Genomic DNA, 19,317 nt, shown 5'->3' on the forward strand with positions numbered 1-19,317 from the left:
TATGACCCGACAGTCTATGTCGTACTCGCTTAAGAATCGAGACGATAGTAGCTATATTTCACGTCTTTTTCTTTATAAACCGCATAGGTTTTTTGACGAAAATCTGAGAACCAACCATTCCCTGTATAACCCGCAATATGACCATATGTGTGGCCACTTGTTCGCTCAATAATATAAATATCGCCTTCTTGTGGACTGTTAAAAGCAGGTTTAATTTTTTTATAACCATTTTTTTCCAGCGTATGTCCCCAGTCGGAGGCAGCTACAGGATGCTTTGATACATCTGCCCCTGCCGCTTGCAAAGCAATGCGAATATTTTTGGCGCATTTCTCTTTACTATGATTGGCAGATATACTTTCAAGCTTACTTGAGAACTTATGCAAATTAATATTTTGATCTTCAGATTGATGTCTTTTCAGATCAGATTTTTTATGTTTTTCAGGCTTCGAAGCTGCTTTGCTTAACATCGCTTTAGTTTTTAAATCACCTTGAGAACTGTTCTCTTTTCTCACTTTGATATGGTGAACATATACATGAGCTGCGTGATGAGCATGAGCCATTTTAAAACCTACTTCCGCTAACCAGTCTTCGAAAAAACCGCGCCATTGTAGAATCAAAATTGCCTATTGGCTTTTAATAGTTGTAACAAATTGCCAGCACTGTGAAATGAGTCACAAAAGTTATTAATTACTCTATGGAATAAAAAAACGCCCTTTCGGGCGCTTTAATTAAAATACGTATGGTCGAACAAAAATCAGGAAGAAAATCCCAAGCATCAAGAACCATTTTAAGAAGTAATACAACTTACGGTTCTTAGCTTTTAACGCCTTAGCTTTAATACGAATTTGATAGACATAACCAAAAGCTTTATTTAGGCCACCTGTTTGGTCGCCTGTTTCATTCGGTGAACTTGCCGCAGTCATGACTTTGCGACCAAACCAATGGTTGAAACGTTCCATCCATTTCACTTTCATTGGACGTTCAACGTCTGCAAAGAAAATAATGCGGTTTTGATCGGTCTTATTTTCAGCATAGTGAATATAAGTTTCATCAAATACGACACTTTGACCATCACGCCAAGAGTATCTTTCACCATCAACATCAATAAAACAACGATCGTCATTTGGTGTAATTAAACCTAAGTGATAACGCAAAGAACCTGCATATGGATCACGGTGTCTTACCAAACGGCTGTCAGGTGCAAGCTCGGTAAACATTGCTGCTTTAATTGTCGGCAATGTTTTAAGAAGTGCTGTAGTTTTTGGGCAAAGCTCAGCAGCAGACGGATGACTCGATTCATACCATTTAAGGTAAAAACGCTTCCAACCTGTTTTAAAGAATGAGTTAAAACCTAAGTCATTGTAAGTACTTGAGGCTTTAATCCCACCTTGGTCATATAAAGCTTTCGCTTCATCTCGAATCATTTCCCAATTCTCATCCAGCACTTTTAAATCTTTAAAATGCTGTGTGTCGATATAAGGTTGATTCGGCACCTTTGAAAAGATGTACATTAAAAAGTTAATCGGTGCGAGCAAGGTTGAATGGTCAAAAAATTGACGATAAAACGAGTGACGCACTTTGCCGCGATGTTGGATATACAATGCTGATATCACAAAAATCGCTAATATGATCCACTTAATCATATTGCTACTCTTTCAAAAGATTAGGGGCAACTTCACCTTATATTTAAGGAGAGAGAAACCGGAAGTTTATTTAATTGGCGCAAATTTTAACAAAATTGACTTAGAAAAAGCGAATGTAAAAAATTAAGTCAAATAATAGACAGCGCTGTTGTAATAAAAATTTTAAATATAGTGTATTTTTCCATAAATTTAAGGAAGTTAAAATTTATTACTATTATTACTGTTATTTACAGATGATCCCACTAACAATTGACATTTTTGACAAAAAATTAACTTTTAAAACTTATTCGTTTTTATATAAAAAATTGATAATTCCAATGCTTTATAAAGAAAAAGTTAAATTAAAACAAATGTCTTTCGTTATTAGCTATCTTTATGATTTCTTTTATGCATTTCATATAGATGAATTGAATAATAAATAAGATGACCCTTGCGTCACGGCTTGATACAACTTGTCAGGTTTTTTTTAGATATAGTTATCGTAAGATTAGCGAAGCATAAATGTGTACCTAAGATGTGCACACGCTTCATAACATCAACTTAGAAGTCCTCCAAAACTAAGGAGATCAGGCATGATCCACGCTGGCAATGCCATTACCGTCCAAATGCTTTCGGACGGAATTGCAGAATTCCGCTTTGACTTACAAGGTGAGTCGGTCAATAAATTTAACCGTGCAACAATTGAAGATTTCCAAGCTGCTATTGCTGCGGTAAAAGCAAATAATGATATTAAAGGCTTAGTTGTTACCTCGGGCAAATCAACATTTATTGTTGGGGCAGACATTACCGAATTTGGTGAAAACTTCGCACAAGGCGAAAAAGCGATTGTTGACTGGCTTATGCCTGTTCACGAAATCTTCAATAGCTTTGAAGATTTAGAAATTCCAAAAGTTGCTGCTATTAACGGTATGGCGTTAGGCGGTGGTTTTGAAATGTGTTTAGTTTGTGACTATCGTGTGATGTCAGAAGCTGCACAAGTGGGCTTACCGGAGATTAAACTTGGTATCTACCCAGGTTTCGGCGGTAGCGTACGTTTAAGCCGTTTGATCGGTATTGACAACGCGGTTGAATGGATGGCGATGGCTGCTCCTAAAAAACCGGCTGCTGCTCTAAAAGATGGTGCTGTAGATGCGGTTGTAGCTGCTGATAAACTACTTGAAGCTGCGACTGACTTGGTTAAGCAAGCAATTTCTGGTCGTTTAAACTGGAAAGCAAAACGTCAAGAAAAGCTTGAAGCGGTAAAATTGAACCCGCTTGAACAAATGATGGCGTTCAATACTGCAAAAGGTGCAGTACTTGCTAAAGCAAATCCTGCTCAATACCCTGCTCCAAAATTATTACTTGATTCATTACAAGCAGGTGCAAGCCTTGCGCGTGATGAAGCGTTAAAAGCTGAAGCTGAAGGCTTTGCAAAAGCTGCTATTACTCCACAAGCTGGTGCATTGATCGGTTTATTCCTCAATGACCAAGTGGTTAAGAAAACTGCTAAAAAACATGAAAAAGGTGCTCACCCTGTAAACCAAGCAGCCGTACTCGGCGCTGGTATCATGGGTGGCGGTATTGCTTACCAAGCAGCAAGTAAAGGCACACCGATTATCATGAAAGATATTGGTAACCCACAACTTGCTCTAGGTATGAAAGAAGCGAACAGCTTGTTAACTAAACAAGTTGAACGCAAGAAAATGAAACCTGCGCAAATGGGTGAAACGCTTGCACGTATCCGTCCTACTTTAAGCTACGATGAGTTTAAAGAAGTTGATATCGTGATCGAAGCAGTTACAGAAAATCCAAAAGTTAAAGAAATGGTACTTGCGGATACTGAGAAGAATGTTCGTGAAAATACGATTATTGCTTCTAATACTTCTACGATTTCAATCACGCGTTTAGCAAAAGCATTACAACGTCCTGAAAACTTCGTTGGTATGCACTTCTTCAACCCAGTTCACATGATGCCGCTTGTAGAAGTCATTCGTGGTGAAAAGACTTCTGAAGAAGCGATTGCAACTACAGTTGTTCTTGCTCAAAAAATGGGTAAAACACCGATCGTTGTAAACGACTGCCCAGGATTCTTGGTTAACCGTGTATTGTTCCCTTACTTTGGTGCGTTCGACCTTCTTGTAAAAGACGGTGCAGACTTCCAGCAAGTTGACAATGTAATGTCTAAGTTTGGCTGGCCAATGGGTCCTGCTTACCTCATCGACGTTGTAGGTATCGACACGGGTGTACATGGTGCAGAAGTCATGGCTGAAGGTTTCCCAGACCGTATGAAGCCAGACTACAAAGGTTCAATCCAAGCAATGTACGAAGCTAAACGTCTTGGTCAAAAGAATGACGTTGGTTTCTACAAATACGAACTCGATAAGAAAGGCAAGAAAGCAAAAACTGTTGATCCAACAGCATATGAAATCATTGCTCCTTTCGTTACTGGTGAAAAACGCGAGTTTGATAACCAAGAAATCATTGACCGCATGATGCTTGCTTTCTGTAACGAAACAGTTCGTTGCTTAGAAGACAACATCGTTGCTACTGCTGCTGAAGCAGACATGGCAATGATTATGGGTGTAGGTTTCCCTCCATTCCGTGGTGGTCCATGTCGTTATATCGACCAGACTGGTGTTGCTGAATACGTTGCACTTTGCGACAAATATGCACACTTAGGTAAGGCTTATGAAGCGCCACAAATGTTGCGTGACATGGCTGCTAACAACAAAAAATTCTACGGTTAAGGAGCAACGTGAATGGCTACTTTAAATCCACGTGACGTTGTCATCGTTGATGGCGTACGTTCTGCAATGGGTAAAACCAAAAACGGTATGTTCCGTAATGTACGTGCTGACAGCTTATCTGCTGAATTGGTTCGTGCACTCGTTGCTCGTAACCAGTTTGATGTAAACGAAGTTGAAGACCTGATCTGGGGCTGTGTAAACCAGACCCTAGAACAAGGTATGAACATTGGCCGTAACATCGGCTTATTGGCTGACTTACCAAAAACTGTTGCTGGTCAAACAGTAAACCGTCTTTGTGGTTCTTCTATGCAAGCGCTTCACACTGCTGCTGCACAGATTGCAACAAACCAAGGTGATATCTTCATTATTGGTGGTGTAGAGCACATGGGCCACGTAGGTATGATGCACGGCATCGACTTAAACCCAGAAGCTTCTAAACACTATGCAAAAGCATCTAACATGATGGGCTTAACAGCTGAAATGTTAGGTCGTATGAATGGCATTAGCCGTGAAGAGCAAGATGCTTTTGGTGTTGAATCTCACCGCCGTGCTTGGGCTGCAACTCAAGAAGGTCGTTTCAAAAACGAAATCGTTGGTGTTGAAGGCCATGATACAAATGGCTTTAAAATCCTTTGCGACATCGACGAAGTAATTCGTCCAGATGCAAACCTTGAAGCATTCAAAGCATTACGTCCTGTATTTGACCCTAAAGGTGGTACTGTAACTGCTGCTACATCTTCAGCTTTATCTGATGGTGCTTCTGCTATGTTACTTATGTCTGCTGAACGCGCACAAGCGTTAGGTTTAAAACCACGCGCTGTGATTCGCTCTATGGCGGTTGCAGGCTGTGACGCAGCAATCATGGGTTATGGTCCAGTTCCAGCAACTCAAAAAGCGCTTAAACGTGCTGGCTTATCAATTGCCGATATCCAGACTGTTGAGTTAAATGAAGCATTTGCTGCACAAGGTTTGTCTGTTCTTAAAGGCTTAGGTCTTTATGACAAACAAGACATCGTGAACTTAAATGGTGGTGCGATTGCTTTGGGTCACCCACTAGGCTGTTCTGGTGCACGTATCACCACTACGTTGTTAAACGTAATGGAACAACAAGATACTCAAATTGGTCTTGCGACCATGTGTATCGGCCTTGGTCAAGGTATTGCAACAGTGATCGAACGTGTTTAATTAACACCAAGATAAAAAAATCCCCGCTCAATGCGGGGATTTTTTTAATGGCCTTGAAGACCATCTTTAATTTTTTGCTGTAAATCTCTAATATCTTGAATATTCACTTTCATCGTACCCTCACGATAAGCGTCGACATTACTTCGATTAATATTCAAATCTTTTAGCATTTCAAAAATGCCGTTGGTTGGATCAGAAGACTGTATTCCACCCGCTACCGCCAAAATATATTCTTTTAAGAATGGAGAAAGTTGGGACAAATCTGGTTGTGCCATGACAGGCTGATAATCTACCGAAGTCATACCTTCAGGAACTAAAGCATTTTGTATATCGTAATGCGTTTTGTACTCATGATGCTGTAGCGCCTGACGTACTTTTTTATCTTCTTGAAATGGGACAAAACCGACTTCTTCACGTAACTCGGATTCGGCCATAACGCGAATTGTGGGTAAAGTAGCCACGTCTCCTGCTTGAACAGTCGGTAAACCCATAAAAGCAAATGCAGCAATAAAAGCTGATTGTTTTAGAAAGTTCATAACTTGCTCCAAAATCAGTCACCTTATTTCACTTAAAAGATGCTGATTAAATTAAAAGTATCTATAAATAGGCTACAGCAAAGTCAAATTTGATTCAGTAATGCTCAGATAAACGGTAAATATAATTAAATTTTTTAATGTAATAGTAGGGTTCTTCTATTTATTAAAACCGTATTCTAATAAAACACTCTACAACTTGAACAAAAGTGTTCAGATTATAGAGTGCGATTTATCTTATAAATTTTATTGGCTCTCTAACATCTCTTTTAAAGAATCAACTAATTGCGGAAATTTCGTATAACCTTCTCTACCTAAAAAATGTCCGCCATTAGGAACGGTAATGTACGGCGCATCAATTTCTTTCGCCAATTCAATCGTCAGTTTTGGCGGAACTAAATCATCATTATCGGACAAATACACTAGCTTTTTCTTTATGCCCTTAAAGTCATTTGTATCGACTTTACTCTTCGTTATATAACTATTAAGTACAGAAGAATCTGAAATGAAACCAGAGAATCCGGATACTAAAATCATTCCTCCAATATTTTGATACTCATGTCTTTGCAAAAAGTGCAGTAACGTAATTACCCCTAAACTGTGCGCAACAAAATAGGTATTTTCATCCACGCTCGGGATCTGTTGATCTAAAACTTTCTGCCATGCCTCTACATCAGGGTTCTCAGAATCTGGAAATGGGATTAGAGTGACAGTCGTATATTCATCTTCTATTTGATGTTTTAAATCTAGAAACCAATGATCATCGATAGAAGCAGAGTAACCGTGAAGCACAAATATTTGACGCATGTTCTTCTCCTGAAGTTCAAGTGTTTCGGCATTCGCAACAAATGACATTAATCCGAATAACACCAATAAAATGAGTTTTCTCATCATGGAACAAGTACCATTTTGAAAGATAAAAACATGCTAAACTATGACACCACTGTTAAGGTCAACCCCATTTTATGAACTTAGCTAAAGTTTCAGAACTCACAAAAGTAAGTCCTCGAATGCTGCGTTATTACGAGAGTTTAGGCCTTATAAAGCCTCATCGAGCGAGCAATAACTATCGAAGCTATACGCAAAAAGATATTGAAAATATTAAGAAAATTAAAATATTAAATGATGCAGGCATGCACTTAAAAGATATTCAGGTTTTGCTACCTTGTTTTGATTTAGATGAACATGTATTTACACTGTGTTCAGTGGTTCAAGAAAAACTACAAACTGAGCTCATGCACGTGTCTGAGCAGTTAAACAAACTGCAAACTTCTCAAAGTTTATTACAATCTTTTTTAACCAAAGGAAAAGCCGAGAGCACCAAACTATAATTCTTGATGCTCATACTCTGCTTATTCTTTTAAATCTCCTTCGAGTGAAGCTACATTCCTTTTCTTAATTTTTTCAATTTTTGCATTCAGCTTCAGAACGTCTTGATAAAGCCCATTAAACTTTTTGACCTGAGCATTTTCATGAAAAAGAATCATCTGATCTTTCTTTTGCCATTCATAATTTTTTAGAAGCTTAAACATTTGTTCCGCTTTATCCAAAATTTGTAGTTCAATCATAAAAATTGCATGGTCTTGATCTGCTTTTTGCTGAGTTCCCAATTTCATTTCGAGCAGTTGCCTCATCTCTGCATCAACAGATAATTCTTGAACCTTTGCTAAGAAAGTTTTATGAATTTTTTCATATTCAGTTTGATACTGATTCGAAGCTGTACGAACATCAGCTAGCATCTTTTCGGTTTCTACAAATTTTTGCTTTTTATCAAGATCTAACCGGTCCACATTTAAAAAAGTGTCCCATTTGGCTGCTTTGAGCTCTCTTAAATATGCATTTCGTGCATTAATATTTTGAATCCAATAACTTAATAGAAATTCTGAAATTTGCTTATAGTGTCCTGCTAAACGTTTATCATGAACATCGAGCTGGACAGGTTTAGACCAATCTTGCGCTTGTTCATAAAGCTGATTCATTTTTTCAGTCATGACGACATCAAATATTTGACTACTGTCTTTGGCCTGCTGATGCTTGATATGTTGATAGGTGAAAAAAATAATACTTGTGATAACAATCAGACTTGCAATCGCAATCAAAACTCGGCGCATACACACCTCCTATTTCCATTCTTATAGTTTTGCTCTTTATAGTTATAAAATAGAGCTTATTCTTCTTTATATGCCATTTATTTCACAATACGCAACACTGTATTCGCTACTCAAAGCTTTAAATCCTTATCCATCATCCCTATTATGATGGGTAATTAAAATTTATGAGATTCTCCCATGCGTGTTGATGTCTGGTCTGATGTAGTTTGCCCTTTCTGTTATATCGGCAAAAAACGTCTTGAACATGTAGCTGCTGAAGCCGGTATTGATCTTGAAATCCACTGGCATAGTTTTGAATTAGATCCTGATGCGCCAGCAAAACATGACACTTCGAATACTGAGCGCTTAGCTAAAAAATATGGCCGTACTTATGAAGAGATGGAAGAAATGGAGCGCAATATTGCGGCCATGGCTGCCTCTGAAGGTATTGATTTCCAATGGCAAAAGGCGAACTCAGGCAATAGTTTCAATGCACACCGCATTATTCACCTTGCTCAAAGTAAAGGTTTAGGTAATGAAGCTAAAGAAGCGTTTTTTCATGCTTATATGACTGAAGGCCTCGCAATTGGCGAGCGTGAAGTTGTAGAAGAAATTGCATCACGTATTGGCCTTGATAATGCCGAAGTTGAGTATGTATTAGATACTAATGAACTAGCTGACTTTGTCCGCCATGATGAAAAAATTGCACGTGAACAACTCAATGTAACTGGTGTACCATTTTTTGTATTTGATCAAAGAATTGCTCTTGCTGGCGCTCAACCTCGTGAAGTCTTTTTACAAGTCTTAGAAAAAGCGCAAATCAAGGCAAATACTGAAGAAGTTGAGCAAGATGATGCAGCTGTTTGTACTGATGAATCATGTGATATTCCACAGAAATAAATGAACACATTTAAAAATGTGATCAAATCGTATGTTTTATCATCATTTTAGCAATAGAGCGTTCTAAAAAAAGAACTACCCAATTGCCAAAAATCAGTTTATTATTGCCGCTTAGAATATTCGCGCTGTAATGTTCTGTTTTTTATGTGTTTAATGATCGGAATTTGAAGTTTCCTTGATCTATCATCCTCCAGTAATGGGGGATTTTTTTTGGCTAAAAATAATGGCTAATAGCTTAAACTTTTTCCTTTATTTCAAATATGTAAAAAAAGTTAAATTTACTTAACTTTTGTGTCGCCCTCTTGATTTTATTAGAAAAATCAACAAAAGTGGAAACAACAACAAAACATAAAGATAGATATGAAAACATTTCATGTAATGCCGTACCGGCAGCTTTTTGCACTTTTAACAATTGGATTTGGTTCAGTATGCATCACTCATGCAGAGACCACCTCTTCTTCTGTAAACCAACAAGTAGGGAGTACATCAGCTGGAGTACAAACCGAAGCCTCTACAGATGAAAATGTATTAGATAAAATACCGCGTTGGGTGGACGCAACTCCAACCATTTTTCCAGAGCAGTCTAATCAACCTATTGTTCCACCTACCGAACAAACAGAAGATCAAACTTGGGTTGACCGTAAACAAAAGAAAATTCGTAATTGGGCCGATCGTACTTCTGAAAAAATTGATGATTGGTTTGGCGACGTCGATCCACAAAAACCAGCAACAGCAACCATTCGGGTAATGGTCGACAACTATTGGAATGAATACGACAACTTTGAAATTAAGCCCAGAATTCGCGGTAAGATTAAGCTCCCTACACTAGAAAAACGTCTAAGTGTGGTATTTGGTGATGACTCTTTAGATGATGAATTTAATAACAGTCCAGCCAATATTAATCAGAACCCGAATCAAGATCCAAACAAAAAATTAGATGGTAAACGAACTCGAGATGACAACAGCTCGATTGCTTTACGTTGGTCAAATTTCTCTAAAAAACTGCCTTTTGAAACCGATGCAGACTTAGGTATCCGTTCTGGAGACGATATTTATGTTCGTTTAAAAGCATCAAGAGATTGGCAACTCCGTAATGATTTTAAATTCTATGCTGAGCAAATTTATCGTTATGGAATAGACAGCGAAAACTATTTACGTACCAATCTTGAACTTACACATGCCAGACCGAATCAACCGTTTTTATCAAATCAGTTCAGCTTAACTTATGCTGATGATCAAGACGATGATTTAGCTTGGGAAAATAGAACTTTCCGTGAGCACAGTTTCTTTGCAAATAACCGTTTTAACTATGGTATTTATACAAGTGGTTATTACAACGACAATGACTTGCGTTTAAACAGTTGGGGTCCGTTTGTTTCATGGCGTCAACCCGTTTTACGTGAATGGTTCTTTGTACAAGGCGATGTAAATTACTTTAATGACCACCGCGAAGATCGCAATCATTTTGTCAGTACCTTCTTACGCTTAGAAGCACTTTTTTAAGCTAGCCAACGTCACCTTGGAACCTCATCCAAGGTGATGAATCATAAAATACTTTTAAATAAAATTTTAAGCTTAGCCTTCTAAAGTACTGTTCTAATTTTTTATTTTTGATTCCTTCTCCTTAAAAATGAATCAATTTTCTTCTTTTTCATTTCAAAATAGATCGGCTATCTTCATTTGTATTTATAGTTTGGGTGTGTTGGCTTTACTTCCCTATTCTCAATTTTTTTATCACTCTCTAAAACATAAAAGGTCACGGCGTTATCCCCACTCTTCTACAAGTTTCGCTCAAGTAAAAAAACAATCACTTTCACTCTCTCCTTGTGAAGTAGAGCCAAACAATACCTTATCTGATGCCAATTTAATTCAAGAGCTGATGGCTGTATTCGGAAATGATACGTTATGGAAACGTGCGACTCAGCCTGAACAAACTTATAAAGCTTTGGGTAAGAGAAAGAAGAAGAACTCATCAACCCAGGTTTCAGTCACAAATCCACTGAGTGCGAGCTGGGCCACCATTTCAACATGGATGCCTTTTGAAAATGACCTTGATTTAGGCTCAAACTCAGAAAACGATGTTTATGTACAATTTTTAGCAAAGAAAAAATGGAATTTGAGACATAACATTAGCATTGATACAGAACAGATCTTTCGTTACGGCTCTACTAGGCGAAATTACTCGGAAACTACCCTAAATTTAACGCAGAAAATGCAAGACAATACCCTTTTCGCTAACAAATTTAATGTGAATAAGAGTGAAAATGAAGATTACAACTGGGGTAACTGGACTTTCCAGCAATTTGAGTTTGTAAAAAATAATAGTCTGACTTACGGTGTGTATAGCGGTGGCATTTACACCAAAAATGATATCCGACTCAATAGTTGGGGTCCCTACATTTCATGGCGACAACCAATATGGAGAGATTGGATTTTTATGCAAAATGATCTTAATTTTTTTAACCATCTTGATGATGACTCTAAGCATCAGCTTAGTGTCCAAATGAATATAGAAGCTAATTTTTAGCCAAATATCATCAAGTTGTGGATAACTCTTTCTTTATCCACAAAAAAGCCCCTGAACATTCAGAGGCTTTTTTTTAAGCTAAATTACTTCAGCAATAAGCTATTAATACGTTTTACATAAGCAGCAGGGTCTTCTGGTAAACCACCTTCAGCAATGACAGCCTGATCGAAAATCACGTTTGCCAAGTCATCAAACTGCTCTGACCCATCAAGTTTCTTCACTAAAGGATGCTCAGGGTTAATTTCTAAAATCGGTTTAATTTCCGGCACCGCTTGCCCTGCTTGTTTCAGCATACGAATGAGTTGAGGAGATAACTCACCTTCGCTCGTTACTAAACACGCGGGAGAATCAACTAGACGCGTCGTTACACGTACTTCTTTAGTTTTAGCTTTCAATGAGTCACTTAATTTCTCAACAACAGGCTTAAACTGTTCAGCTGCTTCCTCAAGTGCCTTTTTCTCTTCAGCATCTTGCAAGTCGCCTAAATCAACCGCGCCTTTAGATACATTCTTTAATGGCGTACCGTCAAACTCATGAACAAAATTCATTGCCCACTCGTCAACACGCTCTGCCATTAATAATACTTCAATGCCTTTTTTCTTGAACAACTCTAACTGTGGTGAGTTTTTCGCTGCCGCTAAGCTATCAGCAGTCACATAATAGATGGCTTTTTGGCCCTCTTTCATGCGTGCCTTATAATCGGCAAAAGAAGTCGTCACTTCATCATTTGTCGATGTTGCATAACGTAATAATTTTAAAATACGTTCGCGGTTACCAAAGTCTTCACCCAAGCCTTCTTTAATTACTGAGCCAAACTCACTGTAGAAGGTCTTGAATTTTTCTTGGTCTTTTTCATCTTCTGATTTAGCTAAACCATCAAGCAAAGTTAATACACGGCGCGCATTACCTTCACGAATTGTTTTGACATCACGGCTTTCTTGCAACAACTCACGGCTAACATTAAGCGGTAAATCCGCACTATCCACAACACCTTGAACAAAGCGTAAATAGTTTGGAATTAAATTATCCGCATCATCCATAATAAAGACACGTTTTACATATAGCTTAATTCCCGCTTTTGCTTCTCGTGTAAAAATGTCATGTGGTGCTTTACTTGGAATATAAAGTAATTGCGTATATTCAGTACTACCTTCAACACGGTTATGTGCCCAAGCCAGTGGTGCTTCAAAGTCATGCGTTAAGTTTTTATAGAACTCAACATATTGCTCTTCCGTGACTTCACTCTTGTTACGTGTCCATAATGCACTTGCCGAGTTAATTGCTTCCCACTCGTCAGTTTTGACCATTTGGCCGCCTTTAGGCTCTTCCCCTTCAGCAACCTCTTCTTCCTGCCAAACTTCTTTTTGCATTTCAATTGGCAAGCTAATGTGGTCAGAGTATTTATTAACGATCTGCTTAACTTTATAAGACTCTAGATAGTCAAGCGCGTCATCACGTAAGTGAAGAATAATGTCGGTACCACGTGAAGCCTTATCAATTTGCTGAACTTCAAACTCACCTGTACCGCCACTAATCCAGCGCACCCCTTCAGATGCATCTAGACCCGCACGGCGTGATTCAACCGTAATTTTATCGGCAACAATAAAACCTGAATAAAAACCAACACCAAATTGACCAATCAATTGAGCATCTGCTTTTTGATCGCCCGTCAATTTTGACATGAAATCTTTAGTACCTGACTTCGCAATCGTACCTAAGTTATCAATTGCTTCTTGTTGGCTTAAACCAATACCGTTATCAGAAATTGTTAAGGTCTTATCTTCTTTATTTAAGCTGATTCGTACATGCAAGTCTGGATCATTTTCATAATATTCAGGATGATTAATTCCTTCAAAACGCAACTTATCACATGCATCTGATGCATTAGAGATAAGCTCACGTAAGAAAATCTCAGGGTTAGAATAGAGAGAATGCGTCACTAAATGTAAAAGCTGTGCAACTTCTGCTTGGAAACTATAATTTTGTGATGCTTGTTCACTCATAAATCACTCCTTAAATTTTGAAGCTGTTTGTTCTCGAATGCTTTATGAATGGAGTACTTCTAGAATTTTTCAATCCTGAATATTAAAAATTTTTGCTCTAATTAAAACGGACCGTGGCTTAACACTCTATCTTGCAATATCGTGTCTAACTGTTTTTGGCGTTGTTGATAAGCTTTGCTAATACAACTTACGCTAGCCGCACAAGCATTTCGCTTTTTCAACCATTGGTATTGAGCATCTTTCTGACTATCACGACCACCCATCGGTAAAGCATGCAGGACAATTTGATACGTTGTTGCCATTTTTACATCAGCATCATTTAAAGAGCGATTTTTACAAATACTTTTTTCCGTTTTCGTTTTTGCAGCATCACACGAAAAACTCGCAGCTTGTGAACTTTGTGTAAAAGCAATACCGCTCAGAAGTGCGAAACAAATGGCTAATTTGTTATTCATGTTTTATTCCCATGCTTGTAATGAATAGAAATTAGTTTAGAAAAAAACTTGCAGAAAATATGTATAAAACTGTCTGTTTTATGCTTTTTTAGTGCAAATAAAGTGCATAAAAAAACCTCACATAAAATATATGTGAGGTGCCTGAGTCTAGGTTTATTATTATATTTTTCTATTTATTATTATGCTTAGAATTTATAGCTATAACCTAGTGTGTAAACAAAAGGATTAATATCTAAATCAAACTTGTAGTCAGCAATTGATGGATCAATTGTTACCTCAGGACTAATATCAGCATAACGAACGTCTACAAATACACCCCAGTTTTTAGCATCAGCAGGTTGGAAATTAAAACCAACTTGTCCTGCTACACCAAAATCTTCTTTAACTTTTACAGCCGCTCCTTGTTCATCCCAAGGAATAAATGCTGTCGCACCGATACCAATATATGGGGTAAAACGAGTCGAGTTTTTAAAATGATACTTTGCAGTAATTGTTGGCGGTAACTGTTTAATACGTGCCGCATTTTTACCATCTAACAAAACATCATGATTAACTGGTGTTGCTAACAATAACTCTGCTGAAAATGGAGATTGACCAAAAAAGTATTCTACCGATGGTGTAAATGCATATTCTTGATCTGCTTTTACTACACCTAAAGGTGTGGTCGTATCTTCTGAGGGAGCAATAAAACTGCCACCAAATTTCACTTGCCAGTTACCGGCAAAAGTAAAAGAAGAAACCCCCATTAATGCAATAACCAAAGCTTTTTTGAGCACTTTAATATCTCCAACCTTATTTATATTTATAATAAACATTTATTTTAAAACCATGCAATACTCATTATAAAATTATTTTATTATTTATTTTTAAATATCTGTTTTAAATAAAATTATATATTAACCAACTATTTTAATAGGTTTTAATTCCAACTATATTAATCAAGATTATTTTATATTACCAACCATTTTAATATACTTTCAATTCTGAGTATTTTAATATAATTTATTTAAAATACATATTTTATTTAAGCAATAAAAAACCTTCTTAATTTAAATCTAAAGATTATGATTAAGAAGGTTTATATTTTAATATTTTATAAAAAACTATAAAACCATGGCAGCAATCCAGCCAAAAATTAATAGCGGAATATTAAAGTGAATAAAGGTAGGGACTACTGTATCCCAAATATGGTCATGTTGACCATCTACTCCCAAACCAGCTGTTGGTCCTAAAGTTGAGTCAGAAGCTGGTGATCCAGCATCACCTAATGCTGCTGCCGTACCAATAAGTGCAATCGTTGCTAATGGAGAGAAACCAAATTGCACACATAAAGGCACATAAATAACCGCTAATACAGGAACACTTGAGAAAGATGAACCAATACCAATTGTCACAAATAAGCCAATACAAAGCATTAAGAAAGCAGCAAGTGCACGATTATCTCCGATAATCTCGACTACCCCATTTACTAACTGATTAATATCACCAGTATGGGTCATGACCGAGGCGAAACCGGCAGCAGAAATCATGATGAAACCGACTAAAGCCATCATTCGCATGCCTTGTACAAAGACATCATCTGCATCTTGCCATTTAAAAATTCCGGCAGTAGATAGAACAGCAAAACCGACTAAACCACCCAAAATCATTGAACCTGAATACAGCTGTGCGGCAAGCGTCAAGCCAATTGCAAGTAATGCCATCAAGATCGTTTTCTTTGCAATAACTGGTGCTTGCTCTGCTTCATGCTTTAGCTCTTCCGCGTCTGCTTTTAAGTCTGCTGTTTCAACTTGGGTCGTTGCGCGAAGAGGTTTATCTAAATCAATCGTAGCCACAGGGGTAATTGCACGATCGACATAAATTCTTGGTTTGCGATAACTAATAAATACCGCAACCAAGGTGCCTAACACCATACCTAAAACAGGAATAGCCATGCCAATTGGCATCATTGCCCGATCAACATGTAGGCCGTACGCCGCGCCAATCTTGTTAATATTTCCCATCAAAATCTGTTCAAGGAAAATTGCACCGAATCCAACTGGAAGAAAGATATAAGTACCTACTAACCCTAGCGTAAGCACACAAGCTGCTGCTCGGCGGTCTAATTTTAGATGGTTCATTACCTTTAATAGGGGTGGAACCAATACAGGAATAAAAGCAATATGAACTGGAATAAGGTTTTGAGAGAAAATAGCAGAAATTAATAAAATACCTAAAAGTAGATATTTCACTTTAGTCTGACGGCTTTTTCCAGCTTCCATTCCCAATAAACCAATCAGCTTATGGGCAAGTAAATCAGGTAATCCAGATTTTGAAAGTGCCAGAGCAAATGCTCCTAACACTGCATAGGCAAGTGCAACTTCAGCACCATCGCCAAGACCAGCGTTAAAAGCTTCAACGGTTTGAGAAAGGCTTAAACCTGCTACGAGGCCGCCCACAATGGCAGAAACCACTAAAGTCAGTACGACAGAAACGCGCGCCAGTGATAATAAGAACATCACTGCAATCGCAATAACGACAGCATTCATGAATAAGTTCAGAGCAAAACAAAAGGCGATATTCTAGCAGATTCATATCTATGAAGCCGAAAATATCGCCGAATTAACAGTTTTATGCAGTCATTCTATTCTTAAGCTTGAGCTTTAATAAATTCACGAATATGAGTGGCTATTTTCTCAGGCTCACTCAGAATGGCCCAGTGATTTGCCTCAAGCTCTACATATTCAAAATTTTCAACCCACTGCGGCATAGCCTCAGTGATGTATTCAGGGCTCACAAACGTATCATATTTTAAAATAACCGCTTTTACTGGGCACTGTGCATAACGTTGACGTGGGCCAGTTAAACGAGGAATAAAATTGGCACGATATAAATTAATGCCATATTTACCATCAGCATTAATATTATTATTTAAAGGTAAATTATTTTTTCTTTCTAATTGAGTAAGAATTTTACCCCATTTTTCTGGAGTAAAAAGAGACCATACTGTGGGTGCGAGCAGTGGAAGATGAAATGCCCCGATATACCAAGATTTGGTTAATATTTTTAAGATTTGGGCTGGCGAAGATTTAAATTTATCACGCAAAAATAAAGCGGCATGATCAAGACATGGCCCAGAAATGGTTGTGTATGATAATAAACGTCCTTTAAATTTAGGCTCAGTGACCGATTCCCAAGACTGAATAGAACCCCAATCATGTGCAGCCATATGGAATTGGCGATTTGGTAATAACTCATCTACCACTTCTTGTAAATCTAAAGATAAACGCTCTAAACGATAATCGCGTATACGTTTTGGTATAGATGACAAACCTGCTCCACGCACATCGTAAGTAACAATGTAGAAGTCATTGATCAAATGCTCAATGATTGATTCCCATACTTCTTGATTGTCTGGATAGCCATGTACTAAAACCAAGGGAATATTTTTTTCATCACCCCATGCTTTAGCATAAAGCGTTTGTTGATCACTTGTTGTTACTGTATGAACTTTTGGCTGCATAATCATTTCCTATCTTGTTTTTCAATCGATCATGTCGTTAGTCGGATAGAGCATTGCCATCAATATAAAAAAGATGATACTTATCTAGTATGAATACTGTTGCAATAAAAAAAATTGACTATTATGGCTATTTTAAGAAGACTTCAGAACAATCCTACGATTTCCAAATTTCTATTTAATCACTATCCCCCTTATCGTGGTGCGGGGATTTATATTGAAATCATGAATTTAGAACTTTGCCATGTGCGTGTAAAGATGCCGCTGACTTGGAAAAACCAAAATTTAGTCGGTACACATTTTGGTGGAAGTCTGTATTCAATGGTTGACCCATTTTATATGATGATTCTTATGCATCATCTCGGATCAAAGTATATTGTTTGGGATAAAGCTGCTGAAATTAATTTTCTTTCGCCTGGTCGCAGTACTGTACATGCAGACATTCGAGTAGATTTAGCCGAAATTGAACAAATTCGTGAGCTTGCCGAAAACTACGCCCCTGTTTTAAGAACTTATCATCTAAATATTTTTGATGAATCCGGGGTACGAATTGCAGATGTTCAAAAAACACTTTATATCAGACGTAAAAAAGCTAAGCCTTTCCCTCAATAAAAATAAGCGCTTATTAGCGCTTATTTTATAAATCTGTAAACCTTTTATTTTTTCTCTTCAATTGCTGCACCAGCACCACCACCGATTGCACCACCAATAGCAGCGCCAGAGTCACCGCCAATCAATGCTTTACCTACGACAGAACCAATACCGGCACCAATTGCGCTCTTGGTAGTTGTCTGTTTACTACCACCTTGGGTATTAGAACCTACGCCAGCACCGACTGCTGCACCTAAACCAGCGCCAACACCGCCACCGACATGGTTGCCTAAGCCACCACCAAGTGCTCCACCTGCTGCCGCTGCACCAATACGCTGGTCAGATGGGCTCATATTTTGACAGCCTGTGAACATAAGTGTAGACAACATTAAAGCAGAAACTAATCCAATTGTTTTTTTCATGACCGTACTCACTACTATTTGTCCTAATGAAAAGAATAATCCTCTTTTATGAGGAATTTGATCAGATTGTGTTATTCGTCTGTCCTAATCGATTGAGATTTTGTAAAACTCTTCCTTTTTACGTATTAACCTAAATTTTAATTATAAAAAAGAAGCCTCTATTCATATAAAGGCTTCTTTGATTTAAATCTTATTAAGGATACTTTTAGTATTTTCCTTTCTTCTCTTCATAAGCCGCGCCCGCACTACCACCAAGTGCTCCTCCAGCCGCTGCGCCAGTATCACCGCCGATGATAGCTCCACCTAAAACTGCGCCTAAACCTGCACCAATTGCACTGTTACGTACTGTTTTACTGCTAGATCCTTTGGCATTAGCTGCAACACCTGCGCCGAGTGCCGCTCCCAAGCCAGCACCAATATTACCGCCCACATGTTTTCCTACTGCACCGCCTGCACCACCACCAATCGCTGCCGAACCAATACGTTTACTTTCTGGGCTAGCATTTTGGCAACCAACGAATAAAGTTGTTGACATCAGGCCAACACTAACAATCATCATCATTTTTTTCATTAGATTTACTCCAGTCTTCATATGCAGGTAGCCTAATGTGTTTTTGTGGAGTCTTTATCCTGATTAAGTAATAAAATAATGGCTCTTTAAGATATTTATGTAATGACAACTTTTTATTGTTAAAAATAAAGATCAATAAAAAAGGCACCCTGAGGTGCCTTTTTTAGTGCCA

20 protein-coding genes are annotated in these 19,317 nt (G+C 37.9%); 8 read left to right on the top strand and 12 right to left on the bottom strand.

Annotation, left to right across the window (positions count from 1 at the left end):
* Nucleotides 1-29: 29 nt before the first annotated feature.
* Both POD11_RS16650 and lpxO read right to left on the bottom strand, forming a co-directional pair.
* Nucleotides 30-560, bottom strand: a complete 531-nt coding sequence (locus POD11_RS16650) for a CHAP domain-containing protein (protein ID WP_262458008.1) — start codon at nucleotides 558-560, stop codon at nucleotides 30-32.
* 168 nt (nucleotides 561-728) lie between these two features.
* The gene (lpxO, locus tag POD11_RS16655) at nucleotides 729-1,643 is read right to left on the bottom strand and encodes a lipid A hydroxylase LpxO (RefSeq protein ID WP_016142396.1); all 915 of its coding nucleotides are present in this window, start codon (nucleotides 1,641-1,643) and stop codon (nucleotides 729-731) included.
* A 305-nt stretch (nucleotides 1,644-1,948) separates the two neighbouring features.
* On the opposite strand from lpxO, the gene POD11_RS16660 reads away from it, so the two are divergent.
* The 3 genes from POD11_RS16660 (at nucleotide 1,949) to fadA (ending at nucleotide 5,554) form a co-directional block, all read left to right on the top strand.
* Nucleotides 1,949-2,065 carry a hypothetical protein gene (locus tag POD11_RS16660; protein ID WP_080649741.1) on the top strand — a complete coding sequence of 39 codons (117 nt, stop codon included), beginning with the start codon at nucleotides 1,949-1,951 and terminating at the stop codon, nucleotides 2,063-2,065.
* A gap of 150 nt (nucleotides 2,066-2,215) precedes the next feature.
* On the top strand, nucleotides 2,216-4,369 hold the full coding sequence (fadB, locus tag POD11_RS16665) for a fatty acid oxidation complex subunit alpha FadB (RefSeq protein WP_016142398.1): 2,154 nt from the start codon (nucleotides 2,216-2,218) through the stop codon (nucleotides 4,367-4,369).
* 12 nt (nucleotides 4,370-4,381) lie between these two features.
* Nucleotides 4,382-5,554 (top strand): acetyl-CoA C-acyltransferase FadA, encoded by a 1,173-nt coding sequence (fadA, locus tag POD11_RS16670; protein WP_262458011.1) that lies wholly within the window; start codon nucleotides 4,382-4,384, stop codon nucleotides 5,552-5,554.
* 44 nt (nucleotides 5,555-5,598) lie between these two features.
* Here fadA and POD11_RS16675 read toward each other — a convergent pair whose 3' ends face one another.
* Complete coding sequence (locus POD11_RS16675; RefSeq protein ID WP_262458013.1) at nucleotides 5,599-6,090, bottom strand: hypothetical protein; 492 nt, start codon at nucleotides 6,088-6,090, stop codon at nucleotides 5,599-5,601.
* Between the two features lie 243 nt (nucleotides 6,091-6,333).
* Nucleotides 6,334-6,981, bottom strand: coding sequence for an RBBP9/YdeN family alpha/beta hydrolase (locus POD11_RS16680; RefSeq protein ID WP_262458015.1), 648 nt, complete (start codon nucleotides 6,979-6,981; stop codon nucleotides 6,334-6,336).
* 71 nt (nucleotides 6,982-7,052) lie between these two features.
* On the opposite strand from POD11_RS16680, the gene POD11_RS16685 reads away from it, so the two are divergent.
* On the top strand, nucleotides 7,053-7,418 hold the full coding sequence (locus POD11_RS16685) for a MerR family transcriptional regulator (protein WP_262458017.1): 366 nt from the start codon (nucleotides 7,053-7,055) through the stop codon (nucleotides 7,416-7,418).
* Nucleotides 7,419-7,439: 21 nt separating this feature from the next.
* Here POD11_RS16685 and POD11_RS16690 read toward each other — a convergent pair whose 3' ends face one another.
* Nucleotides 7,440-8,198: a hypothetical protein gene (locus POD11_RS16690; RefSeq protein ID WP_262458019.1), complete on the bottom strand. Its 759-nt coding sequence runs from the start codon at nucleotides 8,196-8,198 to the stop codon at nucleotides 7,440-7,442.
* A gap of 177 nt (nucleotides 8,199-8,375) precedes the next feature.
* Here POD11_RS16690 and POD11_RS16695 point away from each other — a divergent pair, with 177 nt between their 5' ends.
* The 3 genes from POD11_RS16695 to POD11_RS16705 all read left to right on the top strand — a co-directional run bounded on the left by POD11_RS16695 (nucleotide 8,376) and on the right by POD11_RS16705 (nucleotide 11,604).
* A complete protein-coding gene (locus tag POD11_RS16695) occupies nucleotides 8,376-9,077 on the top strand; it encodes a DsbA family oxidoreductase (RefSeq protein WP_224992394.1) in 702 nt (233 codons plus the stop codon).
* Between the two features lie 360 nt (nucleotides 9,078-9,437).
* Nucleotides 9,438-10,580, top strand: a complete 1,143-nt coding sequence (locus POD11_RS16700) for a hypothetical protein (RefSeq protein WP_239967999.1) — start codon at nucleotides 9,438-9,440, stop codon at nucleotides 10,578-10,580.
* Nucleotides 10,581-10,707: 127 nt separating this feature from the next.
* A complete protein-coding gene (locus POD11_RS16705) occupies nucleotides 10,708-11,604 on the top strand; it encodes a selenocysteine synthase (RefSeq protein WP_262458021.1) in 897 nt (298 codons plus the stop codon).
* Between the two features lie 83 nt (nucleotides 11,605-11,687).
* Here the strand turns inward: POD11_RS16705 and htpG are convergent, their stop codons facing one another.
* From htpG to POD11_RS16730, 5 genes are all read right to left on the bottom strand, one after another.
* Complete coding sequence (gene htpG, locus POD11_RS16710) at nucleotides 11,688-13,607, bottom strand: molecular chaperone HtpG (protein WP_016142407.1); 1,920 nt, start codon at nucleotides 13,605-13,607, stop codon at nucleotides 11,688-11,690.
* Nucleotides 13,608-13,708: 101 nt separating this feature from the next.
* Nucleotides 13,709-14,062 carry a lysozyme inhibitor LprI family protein gene (locus tag POD11_RS16715; protein ID WP_206239458.1) on the bottom strand — a complete coding sequence of 118 codons (354 nt, stop codon included), beginning with the start codon at nucleotides 14,060-14,062 and terminating at the stop codon, nucleotides 13,709-13,711.
* Between the two features lie 185 nt (nucleotides 14,063-14,247).
* Entirely contained in the window at nucleotides 14,248-14,838 is a 591-nt protein-coding gene (locus POD11_RS16720) for an OmpW/AlkL family protein (RefSeq protein WP_239968002.1), read from the bottom strand.
* Nucleotides 14,839-15,165: 327 nt separating this feature from the next.
* On the bottom strand, nucleotides 15,166-16,590 hold the full coding sequence (locus tag POD11_RS16725) for a Na+/H+ antiporter family protein (RefSeq protein WP_224992399.1): 1,425 nt from the start codon (nucleotides 16,588-16,590) through the stop codon (nucleotides 15,166-15,168).
* A gap of 101 nt (nucleotides 16,591-16,691) precedes the next feature.
* Entirely contained in the window at nucleotides 16,692-17,570 is an 879-nt protein-coding gene (locus tag POD11_RS16730; protein WP_262458025.1) for an alpha/beta fold hydrolase, read from the bottom strand.
* Nucleotides 17,571-17,687: 117 nt separating this feature from the next.
* On the opposite strand from POD11_RS16730, the gene POD11_RS16735 reads away from it, so the two are divergent.
* Complete coding sequence (locus POD11_RS16735; RefSeq protein ID WP_262458027.1) at nucleotides 17,688-18,173, top strand: DUF4442 domain-containing protein; 486 nt, start codon at nucleotides 17,688-17,690, stop codon at nucleotides 18,171-18,173.
* 44 nt (nucleotides 18,174-18,217) lie between these two features.
* Here the strand turns inward: POD11_RS16735 and POD11_RS16740 are convergent, their stop codons facing one another.
* A complete protein-coding gene (locus tag POD11_RS16740; RefSeq protein WP_032054250.1) occupies nucleotides 18,218-18,574 on the bottom strand; it encodes a hypothetical protein in 357 nt (118 codons plus the stop codon).
* A 205-nt stretch (nucleotides 18,575-18,779) separates the two neighbouring features.
* The gene (locus tag POD11_RS16745) at nucleotides 18,780-19,145 is read right to left on the bottom strand and encodes a hypothetical protein (protein WP_016142414.1); all 366 of its coding nucleotides are present in this window, start codon (nucleotides 19,143-19,145) and stop codon (nucleotides 18,780-18,782) included.
* Between the last annotated feature and the right edge of the window lie 172 nt (nucleotides 19,146-19,317).

Origin of the sequence: Acinetobacter sp. P1(2023) (assembly GCF_028367635.1) — a bacterium.
In the GTDB taxonomy this organism is placed as follows: domain Bacteria; phylum Pseudomonadota; class Gammaproteobacteria; order Pseudomonadales; family Moraxellaceae; genus Acinetobacter; species Acinetobacter pittii_E.

Coding starts and splice junctions, on each gene's coding strand:
- POD11_RS16650 (WP_262458008.1), bottom strand. CDS start 560: ATGGCTCATGCTCATCACGCAGCTCATGTATATGTTCACCATATCAAA.
- lpxO (WP_016142396.1), bottom strand. CDS start 1,643: ATGATTAAGTGGATCATATTAGCGATTTTTGTGATATCAGCATTGTAT.
- fadB (WP_016142398.1), top strand. CDS start 2,216: ATGATCCACGCTGGCAATGCCATTACCGTCCAAATGCTTTCGGACGGA.
- fadA (WP_262458011.1), top strand. CDS start 4,382: ATGGCTACTTTAAATCCACGTGACGTTGTCATCGTTGATGGCGTACGT.
- POD11_RS16675 (WP_262458013.1), bottom strand. CDS start 6,090: ATGAACTTTCTAAAACAATCAGCTTTTATTGCTGCATTTGCTTTTATG.
- POD11_RS16680 (WP_262458015.1), bottom strand. CDS start 6,981: ATGATGAGAAAACTCATTTTATTGGTGTTATTCGGATTAATGTCATTT.
- POD11_RS16685 (WP_262458017.1), top strand. CDS start 7,053: ATGAACTTAGCTAAAGTTTCAGAACTCACAAAAGTAAGTCCTCGAATG.
- POD11_RS16690 (WP_262458019.1), bottom strand. CDS start 8,198: ATGCGCCGAGTTTTGATTGCGATTGCAAGTCTGATTGTTATCACAAGT.
- POD11_RS16695 (WP_224992394.1), top strand. CDS start 8,376: ATGCGTGTTGATGTCTGGTCTGATGTAGTTTGCCCTTTCTGTTATATC.
- POD11_RS16700 (WP_239967999.1), top strand. CDS start 9,438: ATGAAAACATTTCATGTAATGCCGTACCGGCAGCTTTTTGCACTTTTA.
- POD11_RS16705 (WP_262458021.1), top strand. CDS start 10,708: ATGAATCAATTTTCTTCTTTTTCATTTCAAAATAGATCGGCTATCTTC.
- htpG (WP_016142407.1), bottom strand. CDS start 13,607: ATGAGTGAACAAGCATCACAAAATTATAGTTTCCAAGCAGAAGTTGCA.
- POD11_RS16715 (WP_206239458.1), bottom strand. CDS start 14,062: ATGAATAACAAATTAGCCATTTGTTTCGCACTTCTGAGCGGTATTGCT.
- POD11_RS16725 (WP_224992399.1), bottom strand. CDS start 16,590: ATGAATGCTGTCGTTATTGCGATTGCAGTGATGTTCTTATTATCACTG.
- POD11_RS16730 (WP_262458025.1), bottom strand. CDS start 17,570: ATGATTATGCAGCCAAAAGTTCATACAGTAACAACAAGTGATCAACAA.
- POD11_RS16735 (WP_262458027.1), top strand. CDS start 17,688: ATGGCTATTTTAAGAAGACTTCAGAACAATCCTACGATTTCCAAATTT.
- POD11_RS16740 (WP_032054250.1), bottom strand. CDS start 18,574: ATGAAAAAAACAATTGGATTAGTTTCTGCTTTAATGTTGTCTACACTT.
- POD11_RS16745 (WP_016142414.1), bottom strand. CDS start 19,145: ATGAAAAAAATGATGATGATTGTTAGTGTTGGCCTGATGTCAACAACT.